Origin of the sequence: Noviherbaspirillum galbum, assembly GCF_010974945.1 — a bacterium.
Classification (GTDB): domain Bacteria; phylum Pseudomonadota; class Gammaproteobacteria; order Burkholderiales; family Burkholderiaceae_D; genus Noviherbaspirillum; species Noviherbaspirillum galbum.
Window position 1 is genome coordinate 1 of the sequence record NZ_JAAIVB010000053.1, and the last position, 16,312, is coordinate 16,312.

Consider the following 16,312-nt stretch of genomic DNA (forward strand, 5'->3'; position numbering starts at 1 on the left):
CGGCCGCACCCGCGCCCGCTGCTGCCCCGGCCGCCGATCCGGTCGCCGCCGCCATCGGCCAGCTCGCCGCGAACGCGGGCGGCGCCTCCGCCGGCGTCGCCATGCCGGCCGCAGCGAAGATGCTGTCCGAGAACAGCATGAACGCTTCCCAGGTCGCCGGCACCGGCAAGGATGGCCGCGTCACCAAGGGCGACGTCATCGGCGCCCTGCAGAACAAGGCTGCACCGGGTCCCGCCGCCGCGCCTGCGCCCGCCGCCAAGCCCGCTCTCCAGCAGGTCGCCGCGCCGGTCACGCTCAACCTCGCCAACCGCCCGGAAGAGCGCGTTCCGATGAGCCGCCTGCGCGCCCGCATCGCCGAGCGCCTGCTGCAATCGCAAGCCACCAACGCCATCCTGACCACGTTCAATGAAGTGAACATGCAGCCGGTCATGGACCTGCGCAACAAGTACAAGGACAAGTTCGAGAAGGAGCACGGCGTCAAGCTGGGCTTCATGTCCTTCTTTGTGAAGGCCGCCGTGGCCGCGCTCAAGAAGTACCCGATCATCAACGCCTCGGTCGACGGCAATGACATCGTCTACCACGGCTACTTCGACATCGGCATCGCCGTCGGCTCGCCGCGCGGCCTGGTCGTGCCCATCCTGCGCGACGCCGACCAGATGACCATCGCCGACATCGAGAAGAAGATCGCCGAATTCGGCGTCAAGGCCAAGGACGGCAAGCTCACGCTCGACGAGCTGACCGGCGGCACGTTCTCGATCTCCAATGGCGGCGTGTTCGGCTCCATGCTGTCCACCCCGATCATCAACCCGCCGCAGTCGGCCATCCTCGGCGTACACGCCACCAAGGATCGCCCGGTGGTGGAGAACGGTCAGATCGTCATCCGTCCGATCAACTACCTCGCGATGTCCTACGACCACCGCATCATCGACGGCCGCGAAGCCGTGCTCGGCCTGGTCGCCATGAAGGAAGCGCTGGAAGATCCCGCGCGCCTGCTGCTCGACCTGTAATCCGCTGCACCCGGACGTCCGCCGGACACCCTCTGGCGGACGGCATCCCTTCACGCCGCGGCAGGGCGACACGCCCTTGTCGCGGCCAAACTACCTAGCGATCAAGGTACACCTATGTCCAAGAATTTTGATGTGGTGGTCATCGGGGGCGGTCCCGGCGGCTACATCGCGGCCATCCGCGCTGCGCAACTCGGTTTCAGCACGGCCTGCATCGACGAGTGGAAGAACGCCAAGAACGGCCCCGCGCCGGGCGGCACCTGCACCAACGTCGGCTGCATTCCCTCCAAGGCCCTGCTGCAATCGTCCGAAAACTTCGAGCATGCCGGCCATGCCTTCGCCGACCATGGCATCAAGGTCGACGGCCTGTCCATCGACATCCCCAAGATGCTGGCCCGCAAGGACACCGTCGTGAAGCAGAACAACGACGGCATCCTCTACCTGTTCAAGAAGAACAAGGTCACCTTCTTCCATGGCCGCGGTTCCTTCGCCAAGGCTGCCGACGGCGGCGCGGGCTATGAAATCAAGGTCGCCGGCGCGGCAGAGGAAACCATTACCGGCAAGCACATCATCCTTGCCACCGGCTCCAATCCCCGCCAGCTGCCCAACCTTCCCTTCGACGAGAAGCTCATCCTGTCGAACACCGGCGCACTCGCCATCGACGCCGTGCCCAAGAAGCTGGGCGTGATCGGCGCCGGCGTCATCGGCCTCGAAATGGGCAGCGTCTGGCGCCGCGTGGGCGCGGAAGTCACCGTGCTCGAAGCGCTGCCGGCCTTCCTCGGCGCGGTCGACGAGCAGATCGCCAAGGAAGCTCAGAAGCTGTTCGTCAAGCAGGGCCTGGCCATCCACCTCGGCGTCAAGATCGGCGCGATCACTGCCGGCAAGAAAGACGTCACCGTCGAATACACCGACGACAAGGGCAATGCGCAAAAGGCGGTGTTCGACAAGCTCATCGTTTCCATCGGCCGCGTGCCCAACACCACCGGCCTGAACCATGATGCCGTCGGCCTCAAGCTCGACGAGCGCGGCTTCATCGCCGTCGACCACGACTGCAAGACCAACCTGCCGAATGTGTGGGCGGTCGGCGACGTGGTGCGCGGCCCGATGCTCGCCCACAAGGCGGAAGAAGAGGGCGTGGCTGTCGCCGAGCGTATCGCCGGTCAACATGGCCATGTGAACTTCAATACAATTCCCTGGGTCATATATACGTCTCCGGAAATTGCCTGGGTGGGCAAGACCGAGCAGCAGCTCAAGGCGGAAGGCGTGGCCTACAAGGCCGGCACCTTCCCATTCATGGCCAATGGCCGCGCCCGCGCGCTTGGCGATACCTCCGGCATGGTGAAGTTCCTGGCCGATGCCAAGACCGACGAGATCCTCGGCGTGCATATCGTTGGCCCGATGGCCTCCGAACTGATTTCCGAAGCCGTGGTCGCCATGGAGTTCCGCGCCTCGGCCGAGGACATCGCCCGCATCTGCCATGCCCATCCTTCGCTTTCCGAGGCAACCAAGGAAGCCGCGCTCGCGGTCGACAAACGGTCGTTGAACTTCTAAAGCCAAGGAGCCTGCCATGCGTTACCCGATCCTGTTGCTGACCGCACTGCTTGCCGCTTGCGCGACGACGGGATCGAACGATGGCAGCATCACGATCGACACCCGCGCCGGCGGGCAGCAGCTGGCCGGCGCGAATTGCATGGTCAGCACCAACAGCGGCAGCTGGAACGTCGTGACTCCCGCCACGGTACCCGTCGGCAGCGCCAACGGCGACCTGCGGGTCGTCTGCAACAAGCCGGGTTACCGCACGGCCGAGACGCTATACCGGCCGGCGGGTTCATCGGGATCCAGCCTCGGGCTCGGCGTCGGCGGGGGTGGCGGCCATGTCGGCGTCGGCCTCGGCATCGGCGTGCCGATCCAGCTTGGTTCGCGCGGTTATCCCGGGACGGTCACCGTCGACATGAACCCGCAATGAGCAGTAAACGCGTGCACGCAGGCTAGCGCAGGGCGAGCAAGACTCGCCTTTTTCATTGTCCAATTTTTGCATCCAGGAAAGCTTTCCGGATGACAGGCGAACGAAGCCATGAATGTCAGGGAGTTCTACGCGCATGCGCTCGCGCAGCGCGGTTACCAGTCCGACGATGCCCAGGCGCGCGCCGTCGCGCGGCTGCAGCAAGCCTATGACGACTGGGTCGCGTACAAGGCGCAACGCTCCAGCCGCCTGAAGCGCCTGATCAGCCGGCCGGAGGTCCCGCGCGGGCTCTACATGTGGGGCGGGGTAGGGCGCGGGAAGTCGTTCCTGATGGACAGCTTCTATTCCGTCGTGCCGGTGGTGCGCAAGACCCGCCTGCACTTCCATGAATTCATGCGCGGCGTGCATCGCCAGCTCGACGACCTCAAGGGCGTCGCCGATCCGCTCGACGAGGTCGCCAAGCGCATCGCCAAGAAATACCGCCTCATCTGCTTCGACGAATTCCATGTTTCGGACATCGCCGATGCCATGATTCTCTACAACCTGCTCAAGGCCCTGTTCGAGAACGGCGTCTCCTTCGTGATGACCTCGAACTACGAGCCGGGCACCCTCTATCCGGATGGATTGCACCGCGACCGCATCCTGCCGGCCATCGCCCTCCTGAAGGAAAAGCTCGACATCCTCAATGTCGATGCCGGCAATGATTACCGCAAGCGCGCGCTGGAGCAGGTGGAGGCCTACCACACGCCGCTCGGCGCGGCCGCAGACGAAGCCCTGCGCAAGGCGTTTGCCAACATCGCAGAGACCGCCGACGAAGATCCCAGGATCCATATCGAGGCGCGGGAAATCCGTGCCCTGCGGCGCGCGGGCGGCGTGGTATGGTTCGACTTCCATACCCTCTGCGGCGGGCCGCGTTCGCAAAACGACTACCTCGAGATCTCGAGCCGCTTCCATACGGTGATCCTGTCGGACGTGCCGCGCATGTCCGCCGCCATGTCTTCCGAGGCCCGACGCTTCACCTGGCTGGTCGACGTGTTCTATGATCACAAGGTCAAGCTGCTGATGTCGGCGGAAGCGCCGCCCGACGAGCTCTATACCCAGGGGATGCTGGCCAATGAATTCCACCGCACGGTGTCGCGCATCATCGAGATGCAATCCGCCGAATACATGCAGAGCCAGCGCCGCGACGTCGCCGGCTCGCTTGCCTGACGCGCCATGAACCGATTCCTTCGCCATCTCGCTGCCTGCCTCTTCGCCTTCGCAATGCTGCCGCCGCCTGCCGGTGCAGCCGACGGCAGGCCGGCCCCGGCATCGCCGGTGGCGATCGATTCCGTGGAGACCGCCGACCGCATCATTGAGCAGTCGGCCAGGGCAAGGGAACGCATCGAATCGCAATTCCAGCGGGAGACCGGCGCCTGCGCCGACCGGTTCTTCGCGTCCTCGTGCGAAGCCGAGGCGCGCGAGCGGCGCCGGCGCGCCTTGAACGACGTGCGCACGCAGGAAGTGGAGGCGAATGCCTACAAGCGGCGGGTCCGCACCGAGCAGCGCGATGCGGCGCTCAAGGAAAGGAACCAGGCGGCAGAGGAAGACCGGCAGCGCAGGGAAGGGCAGATGCCCGCAACGGCGCCCGGGCACGCCGGCATCCCGGACCAGGATCTGGATATTCCCCGGCCGGCGGACAGCGAGCCGGCGGCCGCTGGTCCGTCCGAACGCGAACGGCAGCACGCCGAGCGCCTCAGGCGCGCCCGAGAAAAAGAAGCGGCCGATGCGCCGCGCCGGGCAGAGAAGGAAGCCGCTTTCGCGCGCAAGGCGCAGCAGGCCGAACAGGAGCAGCAGGCCCTGCGGCAACGGCAGGCGGAGAAGGCAAAAGAGGCAAAAGAGGCCGAGGGCAAGGCTAACAGCGAAGCGCCGAAGTAGGCGTCAGGCTTTCGCTGCCGGTCCGGGCAGCGCCAGCTTCACGATGGCAAAGGTGCAGTTGTCCGCCTCGGTGCCTGAGGCACGTTCGCGCGCCTTGGTGATCAGCATTTCTGCCGCCGAGCGGGGAGCATTCATGGCGATCGCCGCGCCGAGTTCCGCATCCGAGAAGTAGTGCCACAGGCCGTCCGTGCACAGCAGGAAGGCGTCGCCCGGTTCGAGGCGGGCATGTCGGCCGAGCGTGATTTCCGGATCGGCTTCATGGCTCCCCAGGGCCGAGAGCAGCACGTTCGACAGGCGGTGGTTCGCCGCCTGGTCCCGCGCCAGTTTTCCCTGCGCCACCAGTCGCTCGACATAGGAATGGTCGATGGTGCGCCCGGCGAAATTCGGACCCGAGAAGCGGTAGAGCCGTGAATCGCCAACGTGCACCCAGTGGGCCGAGCGTTCCGGCGTCAGCACCAGGGCAACGAGGGTGCTGTGCGGTTGTTTTTCAGTGGAAAAGGCTGTCAGCTTGATCACGGTATGCGCGTCGCGCGCAACGCCGGCCAGCAGTTGCTCCACGCTTTCAGTAGCCGGGGAAAACTGGTCGAAGGCCAGTTTCGCGGTGCGCAGCACCTGTTCCGCGGCGAGCGCGCCGCCGCTCCTCCCGCCCATGCCGTCCGCCACGACCGCCATCATGTACCCCGGCGCACGCGGGGAGGTGAACAATGCCACGCGATCCTGCTGCTCGTGCCGGTCGCCGATGTGCTGTCCTGTGCCTGCTTCGATTTTGTATTGGCTCATGTGGCTGGTGTGGATTACACTGCTGACATTCTGCAAGTATTGCATCGGGCACCTGGATCGGCCCGCCTGTGTAAGGTTTTTTTACAACTCTTTGCCTCAGGAAAAATTGTTCCCCGCCGATGCGGTGTTGCACAAACACATCGGCCGGGCAGGTCCTATGCGGCCAGGCCAATCACTTTTAAAATAGCGGCTCAAGCAGCATCAGCCATTTCGTGCCATGATTTCAAACGAAGAAATTCAGCGACGCATCGTCGAACTGGAAGTTGAACACCGTGATCTCGATTCCGTCATTGAACTTCTCATCCGCGACGGGCGGCACGACGAACTGCAGATCCGCCGCCTGAAAAAGCGCAAGCTTCAGCTCAAGGATCACATCACCCTGCTGAAGATGCAACTGATTCCCGACATCCCTGCCTGACGAGGCCCCGAGCCCGCGCAGGGAACCCAACCCATTCCCGGCACGCTGCTTTGACTGAAGAAAACGTTTCACTTCCCGCGCCCGATGAACATGACGCCGACATCGAGCGCCTGTTCAGCCCCGATGGTTCCCTGAGCAATGCGGTCAAGGGCTTCCGCCCCCGGCAATCGCAGACGGAAATGGCCAAGGCGATCGCTTCCGCCATCGGCCAGCGCAGCACCCTGATCGCCGAGGCCGGCACCGGCACCGGCAAGACCTTCGCCTACCTCGTCCCCGCGCTGCTGTGGGGCGGCAAGGTCATCCTGTCCACCGGCACCAAGAACCTCCAGGACCAGCTCTACCTGCGCGACATTCCCACCGTGCGCCGCGCCCTCAACGCCCCGGTGTCGGTCGCGCTGCTCAAGGGCCGGGCAAATTACGTCTGCCACTTCCATCTCGAACGGACCTTGCAGAATGGCCGCCTGACCACCCGCGAGGACGTCGGCTACCTGCGCGAGATCTCCCGCTTCATCAAGACCACCAGCACCGGCGACAAGGCCGAGCTTTCCCGCGTGCCGGAAACCGCCTCGGTCTGGAACCTCGTCACCTCCACGCGCGACACCTGCCTCGGCGCCGAATGCCAGTACCACCAGGACTGCTTCGTGATGAAGGCGCGCAAGGAAGCCCAGCAGGCCGACGTGGTCGTGGTGAACCACCACCTGTTCTTCGCCGACGTCGCCCTCAAGGACACCGGCATGGCCGAGCTGCTGCCCTCGGCGAACACCATCATCTTCGACGAAGCGCACCAGCTGCCGGAGACCGCCACCCTGTTCTTCGGCGAGACGGTATCGACCTCGCAGATCCTGGAATTGTGCCGCGACGTGCTCGCCGAAGGCCTGGCGCATGCGCGCGACGGCGCGGACTGGCCCAAGGTGGTCGCGCCGGTCGAGCGCGCCGCCCGCGACCTGCGCCTGACCTTCCCGCAGGACATCGTGCGCATGTCGGTCAGCCAGATCGCGCCGTCGAGTCCCTTCTTCGCCGCGCTGGAAACCCTCAAGGACGAGCTGCACGACATGAACGCCGTCCTGGAGAAAATGGCCGAGCGCGCCGAGACCATCGAGCAATGCCATGGCCGCGGCGTGGAACTCGGCACCCGCCTGGAGCGCTGGAACGCGCCCGGCGAACCCGCCAAGGACGGCGAGGACAAGGTGCTGTGGGTGGAAGCCTTCACCTCCTCGCTGCAGCTGCACCAGACGCCGCTGTCCATCGCGCCCATCTTCAGCCGGCAGCGCGAGGGTTCGCCCCGGGCCTGGGTCTTTGCCTCGGCGACGCTGGCGGTCAAGAACGACTTCCATCACTACGCCTCGCAGATGGGCTTGTGGAACGAGCCCGCGAAGACCTGGCCCAGCCCCTTCGACTACGGCTCGCAAGGCATTCTCTACGTGCCGGACAACATGCCGCAGCCGAATGCGCCCGACTACACCGACGCCGTGATCGATGCGGCCTTGCCCGTCATCGAGGCGTCCGGCGGCCGCGCCTTCCTGCTCTGCACCACGCTGCGGGCAGTCAACCGCGCGGCCGAGCGGCTGAAGGAAGAGTTCGCCAGTCGTGGCTTAGATTTTCCACTTATGGTACAAGGAGAGGCTGGCCGCACGGAATTGCTTGACCGCTTCCGCGCGGCGGGTAATGCTGTGCTCATTGGCAGCCAGAGTTTCTGGGAAGGGGTGGATGTGCGTGGCGAAGCGCTGTCGCTGGTCATCATCGACAAGCTGCCGTTTTCGCCGCCCGACGACCCGGTGCTCGCCGCCAGGATCGAAGCGCTGGAACGCAAGGGTCTCAATGGTTTCGTGCATCATCAACTGCCGTCGGCCATCATCAACCTGAAGCAGGGCGCCGGCCGCCTGATCCGCGACGAGACCGACCGCGGCGTGCTGATGATCTGCGATACGCGCCTGATCACCAAGCCTTACGGACGGCGCGTGTGGCAAAGCCTGCCGCCGTTCAAGCGCACCAGGGACGTGGCCGTGGTGCGCGCGTTCTTCGAGGAATGCAGGAAAGCAGAGCCGGATGCGGTGACCATCTAAAAAAATCGCGCGGCAGGGCAGGGGGACGCCGCGCCAAGGGAGGCGCTGCGATCGGGAAACCGCAGTGGAAAAGAGAAGATGACTGAACCCGTGATTTCACTGGTGCCGGTCCGGGGATCGGAACTGGCTGTTGGAAAACCCTTGAGCCAGTCCGTCTACGACTGGCACGGCAAGCTTCTGCTCGGCGCCGGATGCGTGATCGAGTCCGCCTCCCAGCTCGAATCGCTGACGGAAAGCGGTTACGTCGCCGATTCCACCTGGGACCTGAAGCCGGCCGAGCCCAAGCCTTCGCCGCTGATGAAGCCGTCGGTGGGCGCCAAGCCGGAGAAACCCGCGCAGAAACCCGGAGCGCCCTTCGATGACGACCAGGGCAAGGAAGTCGTCACCGCGATGGACGACATCCGCTGGCAGGTCAACGAGACCCTCTACCTGCAGCAGATCGACAATCCCAACATCCGCTACACCGTCCGCATGATCGGTTTCATGAAGGGCAAGATGGTGTTCGTCACGCCGCCGGCGGCCGACGGCAAGTTCGAGTTCGTACGAGAAGGCCAGATCTTCGTGGCACGCGCCTTCTCGGGCAAGAAGGCCTACGCGTTCGCGGCTGCCGCGATGAAGTCGGTGATGACGCCGCATCCTTACCTGCTGCTGTCCTATCCCAAGGAAGTCCGGTGCACGGTGGTTCGCCGCGGCGTCCGCGCCGCGGTCAAGCTGATCGCCTCGGTGACGGTGGGCCAGCCGGAACGCACCGGCGCCGCCACGCTGACCGACATGAGCATCGGCGGCACGTCCGGCCTGCTCAAGCAGGCCATCGGTGTGAAGGGCGACGAAGGCATCATGAAGTTCAAGGTTCATGCCGCTGGGCAGGATGAATTCCTCAGCGTGAAGATCGTCCTGCGGTCGGTGGCCCAGGCCGAGAACGGCGAGGGTTTCCGGCATGGCTTCGAGTTCGTGGATTTGTCGATCCACGACAGGCTGATTCTCTCGGCTTTCGTGCACCAGACGCTGGCGGAAGGGGAGTAGTCCCGCCAGATGTTGCAGCGCTCATTCCCGCTTGCGCGGGAATGAGCGAGGTCGTCGGCGTTGACGGATCCGTTACCGCTGCGGCTGGATCACCACCTTCCCCGTCACCTTCCGCGCCGCCATGTCCTCGAGCGCGCGCGCCGTCTCTGCCAGCGCATAGCGCCCCGAGATGTGCGGCTTGATCTTCCCTTCCGCCATCCATCCCATGAGCTGCTGCATCGCCGCGGCATTCGCCTTCGGCTCGCGCCGCGCATACTCTCCCCAGAACACGCCCACCAGGGAAGCGCCCTTGAGCAAGGGCAGGTTCAGCGGAAGCTTGGGAATCTCGCCGTTCGCGAAGCCGATGACGAGGTAGCGTCCGCGCCATGCGATCGAGCGGAAGGCCGGTTCCGCATATACGCCGCCGACCGGGTCATAGATGACGTCTGGGCCCTTGCCGTCGGTGGCGGTCTTGATCGCTTCGCGCAGGTCTTGCGTGGTGTAGTTGATCAGCGCATCGGCGCCGTGCTGGCGGCAGACTTCCAGCTTTTCATCGGTGGAGGCAGCAGCGATCACGCGCGCGCCGAGTGCCTTGCCGATCTCGATGGCGGCCAGTCCCACGCCGCCGGCCGCGCCGAGCACCAGCATGGTTTCGCCGGCCTTCAGGGCGGCGCGGTCGACCACGGCATGGTGCGAGGTGCCGTAGGTCAGGGTGACCGCCGCGGCGGTATCGAAATCCAGCCCCGGAGGCATGGGCATGACCGCTTTCTCGGGCGCGGCGATCTGCTGCGAGAATGCGCCGGTCGACACGAAAGCCAGCACCCTGTCGCCGACCTTGTGGCGGGTCACGCCTTCGCCGACCGCGCGCACCACGCCGGCCAGTTCGCTGCCCGGGGTGAACGGCAGCTCGGGCTTGAACTGGTATTTGTTCTGGATGATCAGGACGTCAGGGAAGTTGACGCCGGCAGCCTGCACATCGATAGCGACCTCGCCCGCGCCCGGAACCACGTCCGGCAAGTCCTCGACGACGAGGGTATCGGGCAATCCCCAGGATTTGCAGAGCACTGCTTTCATGTTGTCTCCTTGTTTCTAATGGTCAGTAAAAAGCGAACGGTCGTTTCATTTTTATGCGGCAGCGCCAAAATGTCAATAAGCGTCTTTCGTCGTCTTTTCCACCACATCGGCGGCGGGAGGCATCAGGTAAAATCGTCGCATGAAAATTCTCGTGAGTAATGACGACGGCTATCTCGCGCCCGGCCTGCTGGCACTGGTGGAAGCCTTGCGGCCGATCGCCGAAATCGCCGTGGTCGCGCCGGACAGCAACCGTTCCGGCAGTTCGAATTCATTGACGCTCGACCGCCCCCTGACGGTGCAGCGCGCGGAGAACGGCTTTTATTTCATCAATGGCACGCCCTCGGATTGCGTGCACGTCGCCCTGACCGGCGGCCTGACCTTCCGGCCCGACCTGATCGTGTCGGGCATCAACCAGGGCCAGAACATGGGCGACGATACCCTGTACTCGGGCACGGTCGCCGCCGCCACGGAAGGCTATCTGTTCGGCATCCCGGCAATTGCCTTTTCGCAGGTGGAGCGCGGCTGGGAACACGTGAAGGATGCCGCCTGCGTCGCGCGCGACATCGTCGAGCAGGGTTTCGGCAGCCTGCCGCGCCCCTGGCTGGTCAACGTCAACATTCCCAACCTGCCTTACGACCAGATCAAGGGGCGCGTGCCGACGAGGCTGGGCAAGCGCCACGAATCCGAGCCGGTGATCCGCACCCAGGATCCGCATGGCCGTGAAATCTATTGGATCGGCCCCGCCGGACGTGCCAAGGATGCCGGCGAGGGCACAGACTTTCATGCCGTGGCGCAGGGCTTCGTGTCGGTCACGCCGCTGCAGATCGATCTCACGCACGCGCGCCAGCTGGAGCTGCTGAAGAAGGAAATGTCATGACGGAAAAGGACAAGCGCTTTCCCCTGAACTTGTCTTCCGTCGTCGACAAGCCCAAGGCCCAGCGCGCAGGCGCGCCCGCGCGCGTCGTCGCGACGCCCCAGACCGCCACGCAGAACGCCGCGCGCAACGTCAACCTGGCACCGCCGCGGCCGGCCGTTTCAACGACGGAACGCATTTCGCCGCGCAAGGAAGCCATCGCCGTGACGACGCCGGCGAGGCCCGCGGCCCTGGTGTCGGATGCCGTGCGCAGCGCCATGGTGGCGCGCGTCGCCAAGCAGGGCGTGCGCGATGCGCGGGTGCTCGCCGCGCTGGAAAGCGTGCCGCGCCATCTGTTCATCGAGCCGGCCTTGTCGAGCCAGGCCTATATCGACGCCTCGCTGCCCATCGGACATCACCAGACCATCTCCCAGCCGTATATCGTCGCGCGGATGATCGAGGTCATGCGCGCCAACGGCAATGGCGGTACGCTGGACAGGGTGCTCGAAATCGGCACCGGATGTGGTTACCAGGCGGCAGTGCTGTCGCTCGTGGCGAGGGAGGTGTATTCCATCGAACGCATCAAGCCGTTGCACGAGCTGGCGAAGACCAATCTCCGTCCATTGCGCATCCCCAATATCCGCTTGCACTATGGAGATGGTATGCTTGGCTTGCCGCAAGCCGCCCCATTCGATGGCATCATTCTCGCCGCGGCCGGCCTCGAGGTGCCGCAAGCCCTGCTGGAGCAGCTTTCCATCGGCGGACGCCTGGTCGCGCCGGTCGGCGAGCGCCGGCAGGTGCTGCAGCTGATCGAGCGCACCGGCAAGTTCGAATGGACCAGAACCACCCTGGAAGATTGCCATTTCGTGCCGTTGCGTTCCGGAGTGGTGGCCTGATGCGCCAGCGTTGTGCATCAGCTCATGATGAATTGAAAAGAATGAAGAAAGCAAGACTGTTAACCTTCCTGCTGGCGTCCGGCATGCTTGCCGCGTGCACGACCACGCCGCGCCAGACGGCGCCGGTGGTCGACCGCACGCCGCCGCCGAAACCCGTCGAGGCGCCGCGCCCGCCGGTGCAGGCCCAGCCCGTCACGCCGCCGCCGCAAAAACATAACGAGCGCGGTTTCTACACCGTCAAGAAAGGCGATACCCTGATCCAGATCGCACTGGATGTCGGCCAGAATTACCGTGATCTCGTGGCCTGGAACAACCTCGCCAATCCGAACGACATCAAGGTCGACCAGGTGCTGCGCGTCCTGCCTCCGGAAGGCGGCGTGCAGACCGGCGCGGTGGCGCCGTCGTCCGGGATCGAAACCAAGCCGCTGCCGGCCGGCACGGCGACGCCGCCGGCCGCCGCGGGAAGCGCCGGCCACAAGACCGGTCCGCGCGGTGAGAAGCGCCCGTATTCCGACGCCGCACTGGCAGAGTTGAACAAGCCCGATGCCGCCGTGGCCGCACCGTCGGCCGGCACGAAGACCGAGCCGCCGAAGACTGCCGATAAGCCGGAAAAATCTCCCGAACCGCCCGTCGCCGCGTCGCCGGAAGACGAAGGCCTGTCCTGGGTATGGCCGGCCGACGGCAAGATCGTTTCCAATTTCGGCGAAGGCAAGCGCGGCATCGACATCGCCGGCAAGCTGGGCCAGCCCGTGCTGGCGGCCGGCGCCGGCAAGGTCCTGTACGCCGGCAGCGGCATCCGCGGCTATGGCAACCTCGTGATCGTCAAGCATTCGAACAACTTGCTGTCAGCCTACGCTCACAACAAGGCAATCTTCGTGAAAGAAGATCAAACCGTCACCAAGGGGCAGAAGATCGCCGAGATGGGCAACTCGGATGCCGATTCCGTGAAGCTGCATTTCGAGATCCGCCAGCAGGGCAAGCCGGTTGATCCCTCCAAATTCCTGCCAAGCCGATAGATGCCATGAGCCGACTTCCCGACGATTCGCTGGATGATGATGCCGTTCCCGACAATATGTCCGAGGACATGAGCCTCGGCGACGCCGGGGAAGCGGCCATCACCGAAGACGGGGAAGTGGCGCAGGCCGACGGCGCGGCCGCCCAGGCCGATCCGGTCGACGAACTGAAGACGGTGCTCGCCGCCGAGCTGTCCACCGACACGACGCAGCATTACCTCAACCAGATCGGCGCCCGGCCGCTGCTGTCGGTGAAGGAAGAGCTGCACTACGCCACGCTCGCCAAGCAGGGCAACTTCGAGGCGCGGCAGAAAATGATCGAGCACAACCTGCGCCTGGTCGTGTCGATCGCCAAGCATTACATCAACCGCGGCGTGGTGCTGCTCGACCTCATCGAGGAAGGCAACCTCGGCCTGATGCGCGCCATCGACAAGTTCGAGCCCGAGCGCGGGTTCCGCTTCTCCACCTACGCGACCTGGTGGATCCGCCAGAGCATCGAGCGCGCCATCATGAACCAGGCCCGCACCGTGCGCCTGCCGGTGCACATGGTGCGCGAGCTCAACCAGATCCTGCGCGCCAAGTACCACCTCGAAGCCCAGCACCACGACGGCAAGGACGCGACCGCCGAAGACATCGCCCATCTTGTGGACCGCCCGGTGGAAGACGTGCAGGACATCCTTGCCTTGTCCGAGCATGCCACCTCGCTCGACGCGCCGCTCGACAACGATCCGCAGGCCAGCCTGATGGACATGCTGCCCGGCGATACCGAGGACGGACCCGATTCCCGCGCCGAACACCACGAAATGACCATCCTCGTGCGCGACTGGCTCAAGAAATTGCCGGACAAGCAGCGCGTTGTCATCATCCGCCGCTTCGGCCTCGACAACGATGACCCCGCCACGCTGGAAGAACTCGCGGCGGAAATGAGCGTCACGCGCGAACGCGTGCGCCAGATCCAGCAGGAAGCGCTGGTCAAGCTCAAGCGCGCATTGACCGCCCGCGGCGTCAGCAAGGACGCTCTTCTGTGATTCCGGTGCTCGTATTCGACATCGAGACCATTCCCGATGTCGCGGGTCTGCGCGCGCTCCATGACCATCCTGCCTCGATGAGCGACGCCGAGGTGGCCGCCGCCGCCTTCGCCGCGCGCCGCGAAAAGACCGGCTCGGATTTTCTGCCGCATCACCTGCATCGCGTCGCCGCGATTTCCTGCGTCTTCCGCGACAAGGACGGTTTCCGCGTGAAGTCGATCGGTTCGCTTGAAGACGGCGAGCCCAAGCTGGTGCAGGATTTCTTCCGCATCATCGACAAGTACACGCCCCAGCTCGTGTCCTGGAACGGCGGCGGCTTCGACTTGCCCGTCCTGCATTACCGCGCAATGGTGAACGGCATCTCTGCCGCGCGTTACTGGGAGATGGGCGACGACGACCGCGACTTCAAGTGGAACAACTACCTCAGCCGCTACCACACCCGCCATCTCGACCTGATGGACTTGCTGGCCCTGTACACCGGCCGTGCCAACGCGCCGCTCGACGACCTGGCCAAGCTCTGCGGGTTTCCCGGCAAGCTCGGCGTCGACGGTTCGCAGGTCTGGACCTTGTTCCAGGAAGGGCGGCTGAAGGAAATCCGCGACTATTGCGAGACCGACGTGGTCAACACCTACCTCGTCTACTGCCGCTACCTGCTCATGCGGGGCGTAATGAGCCGGGAAGACTACCAGGAGGAAGTGGGGCTTGTCCGCAGCACCCTCTCGGGCATGGACGGCGAACAATGGAAGGCCTACCTCGCCGCGTGGAAGCCGGTCATGCGCGGCTGAGGCCGCAACCCCTCTTTCCGGACGCGGTCGAAGTATAATGCCGGTTTTTCCGGGGCACGCCGATGCGGGCAGCCCCGCGCCATCTCCCGATTTTCCTTATGCAGCAACCCATTATCGAAATTGAATCCCTCGACATGGAGGGACGCGGCGTCGGCCATCTGCGTGATGAAGAAGGCAACCCCGGCAAGGTCATCTTCGTCGAGGGCGCCTTGCCCGGCGAACGTGTCAGCTTCCAGTCCTTCCGGCGCAAGCCCAAGTGGGAAGCGGCGACGCTGACCGCGCTCCACAACGAATCGTCGCTGCGGGTGAAGCCGAAATGCGAGTATTTCGGCACCTGCGGCGGCTGCGCCATGCAGCACCTCGAGCCATCGGCCCAGGTCGCCGTCAAGCAGCGCGTGCTGGAAGACAATCTTTGGCATCTCGGCAAGGTCAGGGCGGAAACCATGCTGCGGCCGATCTACGGCCCGACCTGGGGCTACCGCTACCGCGCCCGGCTGTCGGTGCGCAACGTCGTCAAGAAGGGCGGGGTGCTGGTCGGCTTCCACGAGCGCAAGTCGTCTTACATCGCCGACATGAAGACCTGCGAGATCCTGCCGCCGCATGTGTCCGCCATGCTGGTGCCGCTGCGCGAGCTGGTTGCGTCGCTGTCGATCTTCGACCAGATGCCGCAGATCGAGCTGGCCGTCGGCGAAACCGTGACTGCGCTGGTCATGCGCAACATGGCGCCGCTCACGGCCGACGACGAAGCCAAGCTCCGCCGGTTCGCGGATGAATACAAGGTCCAGTGGTGGCTGCAGCCCAAAGGGCCGGACACGGTCCATCCCTTCTACCCGCTGGACCAGGAACTCCATTACGCCTTGCCGGAATTCGGCGTGAAGATGCCCTTCAAGCCGACCGACTTTACCCAGGTCAACCACCACATCAACAGGGTGCTGGTGGCACGGGCATTGCGCCTGCTGGACATCCAGCCGGGCGAGCGCGTCGCCGACCTGTTTTGCGGCCTGGGCAACTTTACCCTGCCGATCGCGACCCTCGCCAGGGAAGTGGTGGGCATCGAGGGCAGTACCACCCTGACCGACCGCGCGCTGCAGAACGCGAGGATCAACCGTCTCGACGGCAAGACCACGTTTCAGTCACGCAACCTGTTCGAGGCGACGACGGACGACTTCGTCAAGCTGGGCAAGTTCGACCGCATGCTTATCGATCCGCCCCGCGAAGGCGCGTTCGCGGTATGCCAGGCCATCGCCGGCCTGGCCGAAGGACATGCCGGCATGAAGCCGCGCAGGCTGGTGTACGTTTCTTGCAATCCGGCGACGCTGGCGCGCGACGCAGGCTACCTGGTTCACCAGGGCGGGTACGTGCTCAGGCATGCCGGCGTGGTGAACATGTTCCCGCATACCGCCCACGTCGAATCGATCGCGGTTTTCGATCTGGCTTGACGGGGGCGGCCACGCCGCGGATTCGCGCTGGCGTCGTATCAAAAGAAAAAGCCGGCGTGCTGCCGGCTTTTTCACTG

16 protein-coding genes are annotated in these 16,312 nt (G+C 64.8%); 14 read left to right on the forward strand and 2 right to left on the reverse strand.

What is annotated here, in order from left to right:
• From odhB to G3574_RS16065, 5 genes are all read left to right on the forward strand, one after another.
• The coding region (odhB, locus tag G3574_RS16045; RefSeq protein WP_163965147.1) for a 2-oxoglutarate dehydrogenase complex dihydrolipoyllysine-residue succinyltransferase at positions 1 to 1,007 on the forward strand (1,007 nt) is incomplete at its 5' end.
• Between the two features lie 114 nt (positions 1,008 to 1,121).
• The gene (lpdA, locus tag G3574_RS16050) at positions 1,122 to 2,555 is read left to right on the forward strand and encodes a dihydrolipoyl dehydrogenase (protein WP_163965150.1); all 1,434 of its coding nucleotides are present in this window, start codon (positions 1,122 to 1,124) and stop codon (positions 2,553 to 2,555) included.
• 16 nt (positions 2,556 to 2,571) lie between these two features.
• Entirely contained in the window at positions 2,572 to 2,970 is a 399-nt protein-coding gene (locus G3574_RS16055) for a hypothetical protein (RefSeq protein WP_163965152.1), read from the forward strand.
• A gap of 108 nt (positions 2,971 to 3,078) precedes the next feature.
• Positions 3,079 to 4,176, forward strand: coding sequence for a cell division protein ZapE (gene zapE, locus G3574_RS16060; RefSeq protein WP_163965155.1), 1,098 nt, complete (start codon positions 3,079 to 3,081; stop codon positions 4,174 to 4,176).
• A 6-nt stretch (positions 4,177 to 4,182) separates the two neighbouring features.
• On the forward strand, positions 4,183 to 4,884 hold the full coding sequence (locus G3574_RS16065) for a hypothetical protein (protein WP_163965157.1): 702 nt from the start codon (positions 4,183 to 4,185) through the stop codon (positions 4,882 to 4,884).
• A gap of 3 nt (positions 4,885 to 4,887) precedes the next feature.
• On the opposite strand, the gene G3574_RS16070 is transcribed toward G3574_RS16065, so the two are convergent.
• Positions 4,888 to 5,664, reverse strand: coding sequence for a PP2C family protein-serine/threonine phosphatase (locus G3574_RS16070; RefSeq protein ID WP_163965160.1), 777 nt, complete (start codon positions 5,662 to 5,664; stop codon positions 4,888 to 4,890).
• Positions 5,665 to 5,881: 217 nt separating this feature from the next.
• On the opposite strand from G3574_RS16070, the gene G3574_RS16075 reads away from it, so the two are divergent.
• The 3 genes from G3574_RS16075 to G3574_RS16085 all read left to right on the forward strand — a co-directional run bounded on the left by G3574_RS16075 (position 5,882) and on the right by G3574_RS16085 (position 9,168).
• Complete coding sequence (locus tag G3574_RS16075; protein WP_163965162.1) at positions 5,882 to 6,082, forward strand: YdcH family protein; 201 nt, start codon at positions 5,882 to 5,884, stop codon at positions 6,080 to 6,082.
• Between the two features lie 179 nt (positions 6,083 to 6,261).
• The gene (locus G3574_RS16080) at positions 6,262 to 8,145 is read left to right on the forward strand and encodes an ATP-dependent DNA helicase (protein WP_407941679.1); all 1,884 of its coding nucleotides are present in this window, start codon (positions 6,262 to 6,264) and stop codon (positions 8,143 to 8,145) included.
• A gap of 78 nt (positions 8,146 to 8,223) precedes the next feature.
• Positions 8,224 to 9,168, forward strand: a complete 945-nt coding sequence (locus tag G3574_RS16085) for a flagellar brake protein (protein ID WP_163965167.1) — start codon at positions 8,224 to 8,226, stop codon at positions 9,166 to 9,168.
• 72 nt (positions 9,169 to 9,240) lie between these two features.
• On the opposite strand, the gene G3574_RS16090 is transcribed toward G3574_RS16085, so the two are convergent.
• The gene (locus G3574_RS16090) at positions 9,241 to 10,221 is read right to left on the reverse strand and encodes an NADPH:quinone oxidoreductase family protein (protein WP_163965170.1); all 981 of its coding nucleotides are present in this window, start codon (positions 10,219 to 10,221) and stop codon (positions 9,241 to 9,243) included.
• Positions 10,222 to 10,360: 139 nt separating this feature from the next.
• On the opposite strand from G3574_RS16090, the gene surE reads away from it, so the two are divergent.
• The 6 genes from surE to rlmD all read left to right on the forward strand — a co-directional run bounded on the left by surE (position 10,361) and on the right by rlmD (position 16,235).
• Positions 10,361 to 11,098, forward strand: a complete 738-nt coding sequence (gene surE / locus G3574_RS16095; RefSeq protein ID WP_163965171.1) for a 5'/3'-nucleotidase SurE — start codon at positions 10,361 to 10,363, stop codon at positions 11,096 to 11,098.
• Positions 11,095 to 11,970, forward strand: a complete 876-nt coding sequence (locus tag G3574_RS16100; RefSeq protein WP_163965174.1) for a protein-L-isoaspartate(D-aspartate) O-methyltransferase — start codon at positions 11,095 to 11,097, stop codon at positions 11,968 to 11,970. Before surE ends, G3574_RS16100 begins: the two co-directional genes overlap by 4 nt.
• A 41-nt stretch (positions 11,971 to 12,011) precedes the next feature.
• Positions 12,012 to 12,986, forward strand: a complete 975-nt coding sequence (locus G3574_RS16105) for a peptidoglycan DD-metalloendopeptidase family protein (RefSeq protein ID WP_163965177.1) — start codon at positions 12,012 to 12,014, stop codon at positions 12,984 to 12,986.
• A 5-nt stretch (positions 12,987 to 12,991) separates the two neighbouring features.
• Complete coding sequence (rpoS, locus tag G3574_RS16110; RefSeq protein ID WP_163965179.1) at positions 12,992 to 14,011, forward strand: RNA polymerase sigma factor RpoS; 1,020 nt, start codon at positions 12,992 to 12,994, stop codon at positions 14,009 to 14,011.
• Positions 14,008 to 14,796, forward strand: a complete 789-nt coding sequence (locus G3574_RS16115; RefSeq protein WP_163965182.1) for a 3'-5' exonuclease — start codon at positions 14,008 to 14,010, stop codon at positions 14,794 to 14,796. Before rpoS ends, G3574_RS16115 begins: the two co-directional genes overlap by 4 nt.
• Positions 14,797 to 14,894: 98 nt before the next feature.
• Positions 14,895 to 16,235, forward strand: coding sequence for a 23S rRNA (uracil(1939)-C(5))-methyltransferase RlmD (gene rlmD / locus G3574_RS16120; RefSeq protein WP_163965195.1), 1,341 nt, complete (start codon positions 14,895 to 14,897; stop codon positions 16,233 to 16,235).
• Positions 16,236 to 16,312 lie beyond the last annotated feature (77 nt).